Source organism: Actinorhabdospora filicis (assembly GCF_030269765.1).
Taxonomy (GTDB): Bacteria; Actinomycetota; Actinomycetes; order Mycobacteriales; family Micromonosporaceae; genus Actinorhabdospora; species Actinorhabdospora filicis.
The window spans coordinates 350584-362650 of record NZ_BSTX01000003.1; the positions used below are offsets into that span (position 1 = coordinate 350584).

Sequence of the window (12067 nt, forward strand, 5' to 3'; positions counted from 1 at the left end):
GTGGCGTAGTTCACTTTTAGAGGTTCGCCCTGATGATTCCCGCCGCGCATCGAATGGTGGCCGGGCGGTGAATGCGCGGCCGAACTGGCGGCGGTGAACACTCGCCCGGCGGGCCTGCGGCGGTCACCGGCTACCCGGGGCGAAATATGAAAATCATGCGAATTCTGGGTGGGAAGCGTAGAAAGGTGTCAGAGAGACAGGGGGAGCGACATGGCTGGTAACGGTGCGCGCAACGCGTGGTCGATCGGCGGAGCGACCTTCGCCGGATGCATGATGGTCATGCTGGGCATCTGGCAGGTCCTCATCGGGATCGCCGCGATCGCCAAGGACGGCTTCTTCGTCGTCGGGGCGAACTATCTCTACGAGTTCAACACCGCCGGCTGGGGCTGGCTGCACCTGATCATCGGCGCGCTCTCGGCGATCGCCGGTTTCTTCGTCTTCACCGGAGCTTCCTGGGCGCGCGGCGTGGGCATCGGCCTGGCGGTCGTGTCGGCCACCGTGCAGTTCTTCTGGCTGCCCTACGAGCCGATCTGGGCGCTCGTGGTGATCGCGCTGGACATCTTCGTGATCTGGGCGCTGATGACCATGGGCCAGGCGATGGCCGATGACGAGCGGGCCGAGGCGCGCGAGGCCGCGCAGTGGAACGACCAGGGCACGCGCGACTGGCAGGCCGCGAACCGGGCGCGACCCGACGTCAGCGCCCCGCAGGCGCCGCCCGTCCCGCCGAGCGGCGCGACCCCGGGCATGCCGACGAGCGGTGAGACACCACCGCGGCACTAGGTACATGGGTTAGGGCCCGGACCGCCATGGTCCGGGCCCTTCTCTTTTACGGTGTTACTTCCAGGCCGCGGCGTTCTCCCGCGCGTAGTCGGCGAAGTCGCGCGGCGCGCGGCCGAGGACGTCGCGGACCCCGTGGGCCAGGCTCTGGTTGCGCCCGTCCAGGACCTCGGCGAGCAGGTCGCGGAACAGCGCGGCGAACTCGGCCGGGGCGCCCTCGGCGACCATGCCCTCCTCGAAGGCCTCCAGCGGCACCGGGGCGTAGGCGATCTCCAGCCCGGTCGCTGCGGCGATCTCGGCGACGGCCTGCGCGAAGGTGATCAGGCGCGGCCCGGTGAGCTCGTAGGTGCGCCCGATGTGCAGCCCGTCGGTGAGCGCGGCCACCGCCACGTCGGCGATGTCGTCGGCGTCCACGAAGGGCTCGGCGATCCCGTCGGCGGGGAAGTAGACCGTCCCGGAGCGGACGGCGTCGATGAGGAAGTCCTCGGAGAAGTTCTGCGCGAAGAAGGCCGCGCGGATCACGGTGAGGTCGGCGCCGGTGGCCCGGACCGCCTCCTCGGTGCGCACCGCGCCCTCCTCGCCGCGCCCGGTCAGCAGCACGATCCGGCTGGCCCCGGCGGCCACGGCCCGCTCGGCGAAGGCGCCGACGATCTCGGCGGCGCCGGGGAAACCGGCGTCGGGGGAGTAGGCGAGGTAGACCTTGCCCACGCCCGCCAGCGCGGCGTCCCAGGTCTCCGGCGCGTCCCAGTCGAAGGGGATCTCGGCCGAGCGGGAGGCCTTGCGGACCGGCAGGCCCAGGCCCTCCAGGCGCTCGGTGACCCGGCGGCCGGTCTTGCCGGTGGCTCCGGTGACGAGGATCAGGTCGGTGGCGGCGGTGTTCTTGGTGTTCGTCATGTGCATAAGTAAACCGGCGAATCTTGAGACTTCACATGGTTGAAAGACTCGAAAACATACGTCAGACTCTCAATCATGGATGCGCTCACCGGACTACTCGACGGCACCCGCGCCAAGGGCGCCTTCCTCCTGCGCTCGGCGATGAATCCGCCCTGGTCGGTGCGGGTCCAAGACCGCGCACCCCTCACCCTCGTCGCCCTCACCGCGGGCGACGCATGGATCGTCCCCGAGGGCGGCGAGCCCCGCCAGATGCGCGCCGGGGACATCGCCCTGCTGCGAGGACCCGAACCCTACGTGGTCGCCGACACCCCCGCGACCCCGCCGCAGATGTTCATCCACCCCGACCAGCGCTGCACCACCGCCGACGGCACCGAGCTCTACAAGGACTTCGCCCTCGGCGTCCGCAGCTGGGGCAACGCCGCCGAAGGCGCCACCGGCATGCTCATCGGCACCTACCGCTGCGACCGCGAGATCGGCCGCCGCCTGCTGGGCGCCCTCCCACAGCTGGCCGTCGTCCCCGCCTTCGACTCACCCCTCCTGCCCCTGCTCGGCGAGGAGATCGTGCGCGACGCCCCCGGGCAGGACGTCGTCCTCGACCGGCTCCTCGACCTGCTCATCATCGCCGTCCTGCGCGCCTGGTTCTCCCGCCCCGAGGCCGAGGCCCCCGCCTGGTACCGCGCCCACGGCGACCCCGTCGTCGGACGCGCCATGCGCCTCCTCCAGGCCGACCCCGCCCGCCCCTGGACCGTGGCCTCCCTGGCCACCGCCACCGGCGTCTCCCGCGCCACCCTCGCCCGCCGCTTCGGCGACCTCCTCGGCGAGCCCCCCATGGGCTTCCTCGCCGACCTGCGCCTCACCCTCGCCGCCGACCTCCTGCGCGAGCCCGACGCCACCGTCGGCGCGGTGGCCGGAAAGGTCGGCTACGGCACACCCTTCGCCCTGTCCGCCGCCTTCAAACGCGCCCGCGGCGTCAGCCCGCGCGAGTACCGGCGCCTGGCCGGCGTGTGACCCCCGGCGCCCTTTTTGGCCAGACCGGGCGACTCGCATAGAGTTCTACGTCGCGATGAACGAGGAGAACAGCGTGGAAGCCGGCATCGACCCCGCCCGCATGGAGATCTGCATGAGCGTGCTCGCCGAGGTGCGCGAACTGCCCGGGGACCACCCCGACTCCATCGCCGTCCGGCGCGCCACCGCCGGCATCTACAAGGCCGTCAAGCAGGGACGACGCCGCGACAAGCGCGCCGCCGTCACCGCCGCCGACGCCGAGGTCACCTCCCGCACCGCCACCGGCGCGCCCGACCGCATCGACGACGAGACCCAGGGCGTCCTCCTGGAGGCCACCGCCACCAGCGAGACCGTCGGCTTCCTCCAGCGCGCCCGCTCCTGCTACATCTGCAAGGACCGCTACCGCGAGGTCGACGCCTTCTACCACCAGCTCTGCCCCACCTGCGCCAAGGAGAACTGGAGCCGCCGCGACATCCGCGTCGACCTCACCGGCCGCCGCGCCCTCCTCACCGGCGGACGCGCCAAGATCGGCATGTACATCGCCCTGCGCCTCCTGCGCGACGGCGCCCACACCACCATCACCACCCGCTTCCCCAACGACGCCGTCCGCCGCTTCAAGGCCATGGAGGACAGCGGCGACTGGATGCACCGCCTCAAGATCGTCGGCATCGACCTGCGCGACCCCGCACAGGTCGTCGCCCTCGCCGACGACGTGGCCGCCGCCGGTCCCCTCGACATCCTCATCAACAACGCCGCCCAGACCGTGCGGCGCTCGCCGGGTGCCTACAAGGCGCTGATCGAGGCCGAGGCGGCCGAGCTGCCCTCCGGCGCGCTGCCCGAGCTGGTCAGCTTCGGCGGAGTGACGGCCAAGAACGCGCTGGCCATCGCCGCGTCCACCGAGGGCTCCCCGCACGCGTTGACGCCCCAGATGCTCACCTCGCTCGCACTGACCTCCGGCTCGGCCTCGGCCGCCCGCATCGAGACCGGCCTCGCCGTCGACGCCGGTGGCCTCGTCCCGGACCTGGTGTCGACCAACTCCTGGGTGCAGGTCGTCGACGAGGTCGACCCGGTGGAGCTCCTTGAGGTCCAGCTGTGCAACCAGACCGCGCCGTTCATCCTGGTGTCGCGGCTGCGCTCGGCGCTTCGGGCGTCCACCGCGCACCGCAAGTACGTGGTCAACGTGTCGGCGATGGAGGGCGTGTTCAGCCGGGGGTACAAGGGCCCCGGACACCCCCACACGAACATGGCCAAGGCCGCGCTGAACATGCTGACGCGCACCAGTGCGCGCGAGATGCTGTCGGACGGGATCCTGATGACGGCCGTGGACACCGGGTGGATCACCGACGAGCGCCCGCACACCCAGAAGATGCGCCTCCACGAGGAGGGCTTCCACGCGCCCCTGGACCTGGTGGACGGGGCGGCGCGCGTGTACGACCCGATCGTGCGGGGCGAGGCGGGCGAGGACCTGTCCGGGGTGTTCCTGAAGGACTTCAAGCCCTCGAACTGGTGATCGCCGCCTCCCCGGGTGCGCACGCCTCCCACAGCGCCGCCCTGTCCTCCACCGGCAGTGACAGGGCCGCGCCACGGCGGGACGGGTCCAGCCGCGCGGTCGCGGTGGCCAGCCACGCCTCGTCCGGGCCGGTGCCGGCGAACTCCGCCAGACGGGTCAGCTCGCCTCTCGGGTCGTCCAGCAGGTCCTCGTAAGCGAGGGTCGTGTGGCGCTCGCTCGGGAGCTTCGCCAGTTCCTCGCTCGCCTGGATCACCTGCATTGACCACAGCCGCCCGAAGCCCTCGATGGGCATGTCGGGGTCCATCAGCAGGGACCGCTCGAAGGGGTCGGCGAACAGCCCTCGCAGGTGCGGGGGCAGGGCCGCCATGTGTTCCGGGCCGAGGTCGGCGATGCCCTCCACCCCGGCGAGCTCGACGACCTCGTGCAGGCGGTGGAGCATCCGGTAGCCCGGGTGCAGGCTCATCGACATCGCACAGTCGGGACCCTGCCGGTAGAGGTGGACGAAGCGCGCGTCCGGGAAGACCTCCCGCAGCCGGGGGATCCACCAGGTCGAGTAGCCCGAGCGTTCCACGACGACCTCGCGGCCCAGGTCGGCGCACAGGACGTCGAAGAGCGCCTCGTAGTGGCCGCGCGCGTCACGCTCCGGCCAGGAGCGGACGAGGGGTTCGAGGCGGTCGTAGAGGGCGTCGGTGTCGTCGGTGAGCAGCGGCAGCGTCATCAGCGCGATGCCGGGGATCCCGCCGTCCTCGCTGGAGAACCGGCCGGGGTTCTTCGGGTACAGGAACTCCGGCAGCGGCGCCTGCGAGCGGATCATCCGCTCGAAGGTCTCCTGCGGCTCGCTCAGGATCGCCCAGAACTCCTCCCCGTCGAGGGTGCCCTCCGGCAGCGCGTTCGGTGTCAGGGCCGAGAGCATCTCGTTGAGACTGAGGACGCCGGGGTGCAGGTTCAGGATCCGCGACAGCTCACTGGATCCGCTGCGACCCGTACCGACCACGAATGTCACTGGGCGCATGCGCGTCACCTCCACCGGGCAGATTATCGGTGGCGGCTGGCAGGATGCGCCTCATGACGAGCGACCGGCCCGAAGCACCCCTCACCGGCGACGAGCGCAGCCTGCTCACCGGCTTCCTCGACTACCAGCGCGCCACCCTCGCGATGAAATGCCACGGCGTGTCGGCCGACGACCTTCGCGCGCCCACCGTGGCCCCCTCCGCGCTGACGCTCCAGGGCCTCGTCCAGCACGCCAGCGACTGCGAGCGCGGCTGGTTCCAGCAGATCATGGGCGGCCGCGACGAGCCCGACCTGTACGGCGCGCCGAAGGACTTCGCCGACCTCACCGCCGACTTCGCCACCGTCCGCGCGACCTGGGAGCACGAGTGCGAGCGCTCCCGCGCGACCGTCGCCGCGCTCGACCTGGACGCCGTCGGCGTCGCCGGTGACGAGACCTTCAGCCTGCGCTGGGTGCTCATCCACATGATCGAGGAGTACGCCCGCCACAACGGGCACGCCGACCTGCTGCGCGAGCGCATCGACGGCGTCACCGGGGAGTAGTTGAGGTTATGGAGTAGCTAGAGCCCGGCGGCCTTCTCCTCCAGATACCGGCGCTCGGGGGCCGAGGCGGTGCGCTCGGCCGCCAGCAGATACGCCTCCCGCGCGGCCTCGCGCTCGCCCTTCATCTCCAGCAGGTGCGCGCGGACGGCATCGAGGCGGTGACTGCCGTCCAGCCCCTTCTCCAGCGCGGGCAGCAGCGCCAGCCCGGCGTCGGGGCCCTCGACCATGGCGACGGCGACCGCGCGGTTCAGCGAGACCATCGGGCCGGGCTGGACGCGGTCCAGCAGGTCGTAGAGGGCCAGGATCTGCGGCCAGTCGGTTTCGGCGGCGGTGGGCGCCTCGGCGTGCACGGCCGAGATCGCGGCCTGGAGCTGGTAGGGGCCGACGGTGGTGCGCGACAGCGAGTCGGTGATGAGCGCGACGCCCTCGTCGATGCGCGCCCGGTTCCAGCGGGAGCGGTCCTGACCGGCGAGCGGGACGAGCCCGCCGTCGGGCGTCGTGCGGGCCGCGCGGCGGGAGTCGGTGAGCAGCATCAGCGCCAGCAGCCCGGCGACCTCGCCGTCCTCGGGCCGCAGGCGGCGGACCATGCGGGTCAGGCGCATCGCCTCGTCGGCGAGGTCGAGCCGCTGGAGGTCCTCGCCGGAGGTGGCGGTGTAGCCCTCATTGAAGATCAGGTAGAGGACGTGCAGGACCACCGCGAGGGACTTGCGGCTCTCCTCGATGGGCGGCATGTGGAAGCCGGTGCCGCTGGTCTTGATGGACTTCTTCGCGCGGCTGATGCGCTGCCCCATCGTCGACTCCGGGACCAGGAACGCCGCGGCGATCTCGGCGGTGGTCAGGCCGCCGACCGCGCGCAGCGTCAGCGCGATCTGCGAGGACGGTGACAGCGACGGGTGGCAGCACAGGAACAGCAGCGTGAGCGTGTCGTCCCGATCGGAGACCTGCTCCTCGCCGGGCCCGGGCAGGTGCCGGTCCTCCTGGAGCGCGACGGTCGTCTCGCGCTTGCGGCGGGCGTCCTCGCTGCGCCACTGGTCGGTGAGGCGGCGGGAGGCGACGGTGATCAGCCACGCGCGCGGGTTGTCCGGGACGCCCTCGGCCGGCCACTGCTGCGCGGCGGCGAGCAGGGCCTCCTGGACGGCGTCCTCGCAGGCGTCGAAGCGCCCGTAGCGGCGGATGAGCGCGCCGAGCGCCTGCGGCGCGGCCTCGCGCATGAGGGTTTCGATGGCGGCCACCGGGGCTCCTCTCGTCCCCGGCAGTCCATCACGGGCGGGTGTGTCCTGGTACATCGCCCTCGCCGTGCCGGTGGTGGCCGGTGGCCGCGCCTGGCAGCCTCGGGGCCAAGACCGGTCCGGCGCCCGCGCGATGTTCTGTCGCCTGACCCCGCGCGGGCGCTCCACACGAGGGGCCGGGCCGGAGACCACCGGCCCGGCCCGTCGCCTATCGCGGCTTGCGGGTGCTCTTGGACAGCTGCTTCCACTTCTGCCGCTCGGCGGCCATCGCGGCCGGGTCGTTGCGGCGGGCCTGGTAGGCCATCTCGCGGCGGATCGCCCGCCAGCTCGCCAGGCGCCGCTCGGGCAGCGTCCCGGCGGCGACGGCCGCCTCGACGGCGCAGCCCTGGTCGCCCTCGTGGGAGCAGTCGGCGAAGCGGCAGGACGCGGCCAGCGCGGTGATGTCGGCGAAGGTCTCGCCGAGCGCCTCGTCGTCGACGAGCAGGTCCAGCGAGCGGATGCCGGGCAGGTCCAGCAGGACGCCGCCGCTGGCCAGCCGGTACAGCTTGCGGGTTGTGGTGGTGTGGCGGCCCTGCCCGTCGCGGCTGACGTGCGCGACGGCCTCGGTGTGCCCTTCCAGCGCGTTCAGCAGCGAGGTCTTGCCCGCGCCGGACGCGCCCAGCATCGTCGTGGTGGTCCCGGCGCCCATGCGGGCCCGCAGCTCGTCGAGGCCGCGCCCGTCGGCGGAGCTGGTCAGCAGCACCGGGACGCCCGGCGCGGCCGCCTCGGCCTCGGCGACGGCCTCCTCGGGGCTCTCGGCCGCGTCGGCCTTGGTGAGCACGACCAGCGGGTCGGCGCCGCTGTCCCAGGCCATGATCGCCAGGCGCTCCAGGTTCTTCGGGTTGAGGCCCAGGTCGACCGGCAACACGATGAGGACCGTGTCGATCCCGGCGGCCATGACCTGCACGTCCTTGCCGTTGGGGTCGGGCCGCTTGAGGGTGGTGCGCCGCTCGGCGACGCGCGTGAGGTCGCCGTCCTCGATGGCGACCCAGTCACCGGCGACGGGCCGCAGGTTCAGGTCCCGGCGCAGCTCGAAGACGGTCGTCTCGGCCTCCTCGTCGCCGGGGAACCAGATCACCTCGGCGGCCGAGCCGTGCATGATCGACACGCGGCCGGGGCGTTCGCCGCCGGTCCAGAATCCGGGGTCGCCCTCCTTCCAGCCGAGTGTCGCCAGGGCACGGGTCAGGGACTGCGTCACGCTCGTTCTCCTCGCATCGGGTTCCGGCGCGCGAGACTACACCGATGTCACGGCCGCGGCATGCGGTGGCGCGTGGTGGCCTCCAGGACCCGGATGTGCTCACCGGCCTCGATCTCGGCCGAACTCCAGCGCTCACCGGTCGGCGGCGGCGTGGGGATGATCAGCTGGAAGTGCAGGACCATGGTCAGGAACGCCGGTCCGTACATCGCCGCCAGCCGCTGCCGCTCGGCCTGGATGTTGGTGCGCAGCAGGTTCCCGGCGAGGCCGTTGGAGGCGCGGTCGAGCAGCTCGTAGTTGAGGAACGAGTCGAAGATCGCCTCGTCGGCCGCAGCCGTCGCCGAGGCCACCGCGGCCTGGAGCTCGACGATGTGGTCGACTTCGAAACGCCCGATGCGGTTGCCGTGCCGGTCCCAGTTGGGGCGGTACAGCAGCGTCACGACCGGGTCGGTCGACGTCGGGTTCGTGTCGCGCGGCAGGCCCAGCGCGGTCAGGCCGCGCCGGAACGTCCGCAGGTTCATGCCGCCCTGCTGGCTGGTGCTGGACCCGCCGGGGCGCACACCCTGGTCCCACACCGAGGCCTGCGCGGTGGCCGGGCGCGTATAGGCCGGGTCGTGCTTGAGCAGGCCCAGGAAGCTGCCGTAGTGCGCGATCTGCTCCAGCCCGCTCTTCTGCGGGGGCAGTACGAGCTGCACGATCGGCGGCGGCGGGACGGGCGGCGACGGGGTCGGCGCGGGCGCCGGGACGGGGATCGGCCCGGGGACGGGCACCGGCACCGGCACGGGCACCGGCGTGGGAGCGGGCATCGGTCCCGGACCCGGTGCGGGAGCGGGTGCCGGGGCAGGCGCGGGAGCAGGGGCGGGTGCGGGAGCCGGGCTCGGGGACGGCGCGGGAGCCGGTGGCGCCGGACTCGGTGCGGGTGCCGGGCCCGGGGCGGGCGCGGGCGGAGTGCCGGTATCGGTCGGCGGCGCCGGAGCGGGCGCGGGGGAGGGGTTCCACCAGCCGTCCTGCACGCCGACGAACGCGACCACGATCAGCAGGATGATCAGCACCGCCAGCACCAGCGGCCAGTCGATCGCCAGCGCCAGCCCTTCGAGGGCCTCCATCACCAGCGGCCACAGCGCCTCACCGGTCTCCAGCAGCGGTGGCAGCATCGGCGGCATCGGCCCCACCAGCCGCTGGACGCTCGCCAGCCGCTGCACCGGTGCGCCCCCGCCACCACCGCGTCCGGCCAGCCGCGAGCGCAGGAACGCCTCGGCCGGCGCGGTCGTCCGCGCGTCGAAGGCCTCGGCGATCCGCCGCTTGAGGGCGTCATCGCCCGAGGCGAGGGCACCCTCAAGCAACCCCCGCATCGGCATGGCCCGCGCGATGAGCGGCCCCACCTGCCGCTCGGCACCCGGCGGCAGCGCACGCGACTCGGCGATGACCCGGTCGACGCGGGCGAGGGCGGCGCGCAGCCGCGCGTCCAGCGGCGAGGCCGCGGCGGGCCCGGCGTCGCGCTGAAGCGTCCGCGCCACCGCCTGGTTGCCCGCGAAGCGCTGGAGCCCCAGTAACCGCAGCGCCGTCGGCGGCGCCAGCAGCGGGCCCTCCGGCCGCTCGCCCTCCCGGAGCGGGAGCGGCGCCGGTCCGGCGGCCTCGGCCTTGTCCACCGTGATGTCGCGCATGCTTCGAGTACAGCGGGGGCCGCGGCTGCCCCGCCATACGAACGGTCCCGTCCTTGCGGGAAACACGGAATGCGCGAACGGGCGAAACGACGACGGCCGCCGCGCCCGATGCGCGACGGCCGTCCCGATGCGCTGTCGGCTACATGTTGATCATGTGACCGGCGAGGCCGTGGATGGCCTCCTTGACCGCCTCGCCCAGGGTCGGGTGGGCGTGCACGTTGCGGGCGACCTCGTTGACGGTGAGGTCCCACTGCTGCGCCAGGGTCAGCTGCGGGAGCAGCTCGGTGACGTCCGGGCCGATCATGTGCGCGCCGAGCAGCTCGCCGTACTTGGCGTCGGAGAGGACCTTCACGAAACCGCCGGTCTCGCCGACGCCGTGGGCCTTGCCGTTGGCCGAGAACGGGAACTTCGACACCTTCACGTCGTAGCCCTTGGCCCGCGCCTGCTCCTCGGTCCAGCCGAAGGAGGCGATCTGCGGCTGGCAGTAGGTGGCGCGCGGGATCATGACGTAGTCGAGCTCCATGGTCTCGGCGCCACCGATGGTCTCGGCGGCGACGACGCCCATGGCCTCGGCGGTGTGGGCCAGCATCAGCTTGGCGGTCACGTCGCCGATGGCGAAGATGTGCGGGACGTTGGTGCGCCCGCGTCCGTCGATCTCGATGGCGCCGCGCTCGGTCAGCTTCACACCGGTCTTGTCGAGGCCGTAGCCCTCGACGCGCGGCTGGAAGCCGATGGCCTGCAGCACCTTCGCGGCCTCCAGCACCTCGGACTTGCCGTCCTTGGAGACGGTGACCTGCACGCCCGTGGCGGTCTCGGCGATGCCGTCGACACGCGTGGCCAGCCGCACGTCGATGCCGTACTTCTTGTAGCGCTTGGCCAGCTCGGCGGAGACCTCGGCGTCCTCCAGGGGCACCATCCGGTCGGCGAACTCGACGATGGTGACCTTCACGCCGTAGTTGCTGAGGATGTAGGCGAACTCGACGCCGATCGCGCCCGCGCCCGCGATGATGATCGACTCGGGCAGCTCGTCGCTGAGGATCTGCTGCTCGTAGGTCACGACCTTGTCGGTGACCTGCGTGCCCGGCAGCAGACGCGTGGTCGCGCCGGTGGCGATGACGGCGTGCCCGAACGTGACCGTCTCGGTGGTCCCGTCGGCCTTGTTCACCACCAGCTCGTTCGGGCTGGTGAACACGCCACGCCCGTCGAACTCGGTGATGCCGTTCTTCTTCATCAGGTAGTGGACGCCCTTGACGCGGCCGTCGACGACCTTGCGGGAGCGGGTCCAGGCCTTGCCGAAGTCGGGCTTGGGGGTGCCCTCGATGCCCAGGCCGAAGAAGTCGGCCTCCTTGGTGACGATGTGGGCCAGTTCGGCGTTGCGAAGGAGCGCCTTCGACGGGATGCAGCCGACGTTGAGGCACACACCGCCCCAGTGGCGCTCCTCGACCACGGCGGCGGTCAGTCCGAGCTGCCGCGCCCGGATCGCGGCGACGTACCCGCCGACCCCGGCGCCGAGGACGACTACGTCGAAGTGGTTGCTCATCGAAATGCACTCCCGATCGTTGGATGGCCGGTAGACCTGTCCGCGATGGTATTCGCACACCGGGGGCGGGTACCGGGGAGTGTGACGGGTGAGACGTGCAGGACAACCTGGCCGGAGGAAGCGTGGCGGTCAGGCGGTACCGGCGATGTCGGTGAGCGTGACCGTGAACAGGGCGCAGAGCACGAAGAGGATGACGAAGACGAGTTGCGCGAGCTGACCCGCCAGGGCCCAACGCGCCATCAGGTTGTTGCCGTGCCGCAGGGAGGTGATCTCGGCGACTCGCAGCCTCGCGACGATGTTGCGGGAGTCGACCTGGTCGTCGCCCCAGTGGGTGTCGAGCATGGCGGACAAGGTCGACTCGTCGGCGACCCGGTACCGGTAGGCGCGTCCGGCCCAGATTCCGGCGGTGACGGCGACGATCAGTGCCGTCACCGCGATGAAGTACCCGGCTTGGAGCCACCCGGGGATCCGGCGCGGTCCGGAGAATTGGAGGAACACGACGACGGCGGTCATCAACGTCAGCAGAGTGGTCGAGGAACTGAGGAGCCACTGCGCTCTTCCCTGCAAGCTGACGCGTCGTGCGTGTTCGGCGGCGAGCTGGTCGGCGATGTACTCGGTGTAGGCCGCTCCCTGCCCCGAATCGCTCACTCGACGGGCCCGATG

General features: G+C 72.0%; 11 protein-coding genes. 4 read left to right on the forward strand and 7 right to left on the reverse strand.

What is annotated here, in order from left to right; all coding sequences use genetic code 11:
- The first annotated feature begins 210 nt into the window (after positions 1 to 210).
- Positions 211 to 780: a DUF7144 family membrane protein gene (locus QSK10_RS21920; RefSeq protein WP_285664796.1), complete on the forward strand. Its 570-nt coding sequence runs from the start codon at positions 211 to 213 to the stop codon at positions 778 to 780.
- 54 nt (positions 781 to 834) lie between these two features.
- On the opposite strand, the gene QSK10_RS21925 is transcribed toward QSK10_RS21920, so the two are convergent.
- The gene (locus QSK10_RS21925; protein WP_285664797.1) at positions 835 to 1671 is read right to left on the reverse strand and encodes a Rossmann-fold NAD(P)-binding domain-containing protein; all 837 of its coding nucleotides are present in this window, start codon (positions 1669 to 1671) and stop codon (positions 835 to 837) included.
- 75 nt (positions 1672 to 1746) lie between these two features.
- On the opposite strand from QSK10_RS21925, the gene QSK10_RS21930 reads away from it, so the two are divergent.
- Together QSK10_RS21930 and QSK10_RS21935 are read left to right on the forward strand one after the other, a co-directional pair.
- Positions 1747 to 2679 carry an AraC family transcriptional regulator gene (locus QSK10_RS21930; protein ID WP_285664798.1) on the forward strand — a complete coding sequence of 311 codons (933 nt, stop codon included), beginning with the start codon at positions 1747 to 1749 and terminating at the stop codon, positions 2677 to 2679.
- Between the two features lie 55 nt (positions 2680 to 2734).
- Entirely contained in the window at positions 2735 to 4186 is a 1452-nt protein-coding gene (locus QSK10_RS21935; protein ID WP_285664799.1) for an SDR family NAD(P)-dependent oxidoreductase, read from the forward strand.
- Here QSK10_RS21935 and QSK10_RS21940 read toward each other — a convergent pair.
- A complete protein-coding gene (locus QSK10_RS21940) occupies positions 4167 to 5198 on the reverse strand; it encodes a sulfotransferase family protein (protein WP_285664800.1) in 1032 nt (343 codons plus the stop codon). The genes QSK10_RS21935 and QSK10_RS21940 overlap by 20 nt on opposite strands.
- 53 nt (positions 5199 to 5251) lie before the next feature.
- Between QSK10_RS21940 and QSK10_RS21945 the strand changes: the two genes are divergently transcribed.
- Positions 5252 to 5737, forward strand: coding sequence for a DinB family protein (locus tag QSK10_RS21945; RefSeq protein ID WP_285664801.1), 486 nt, complete (start codon positions 5252 to 5254; stop codon positions 5735 to 5737).
- Positions 5738 to 5754: 17 nt separating this feature from the next.
- Here the strand turns inward: QSK10_RS21945 and QSK10_RS21950 are convergent, their stop codons facing one another.
- The 5 genes from QSK10_RS21950 to QSK10_RS21970 all read right to left on the reverse strand — a co-directional run bounded on the left by QSK10_RS21950 (position 5755) and on the right by QSK10_RS21970 (position 12052).
- The gene (locus QSK10_RS21950) at positions 5755 to 6960 is read right to left on the reverse strand and encodes an RNA polymerase sigma factor (RefSeq protein ID WP_285665398.1); all 1206 of its coding nucleotides are present in this window, start codon (positions 6958 to 6960) and stop codon (positions 5755 to 5757) included.
- 214 nt (positions 6961 to 7174) lie between these two features.
- On the reverse strand, positions 7175 to 8203 hold the full coding sequence (gene rsgA, locus QSK10_RS21955) for a ribosome small subunit-dependent GTPase A (RefSeq protein ID WP_285664802.1): 1029 nt from the start codon (positions 8201 to 8203) through the stop codon (positions 7175 to 7177).
- Positions 8204 to 8250: 47 nt separating this feature from the next.
- Complete coding sequence (locus QSK10_RS21960) at positions 8251 to 9864, reverse strand: hypothetical protein (RefSeq protein ID WP_285664803.1); 1614 nt, start codon at positions 9862 to 9864, stop codon at positions 8251 to 8253.
- Between the two features lie 139 nt (positions 9865 to 10003).
- Entirely contained in the window at positions 10004 to 11404 is a 1401-nt protein-coding gene (gene lpdA, locus QSK10_RS21965) for a dihydrolipoyl dehydrogenase (protein ID WP_285664804.1), read from the reverse strand.
- A gap of 129 nt (positions 11405 to 11533) precedes the next feature.
- The gene (locus QSK10_RS21970) at positions 11534 to 12052 is read right to left on the reverse strand and encodes a hypothetical protein (protein ID WP_285664805.1); all 519 of its coding nucleotides are present in this window, start codon (positions 12050 to 12052) and stop codon (positions 11534 to 11536) included.
- Positions 12053 to 12067 lie beyond the last annotated feature (15 nt).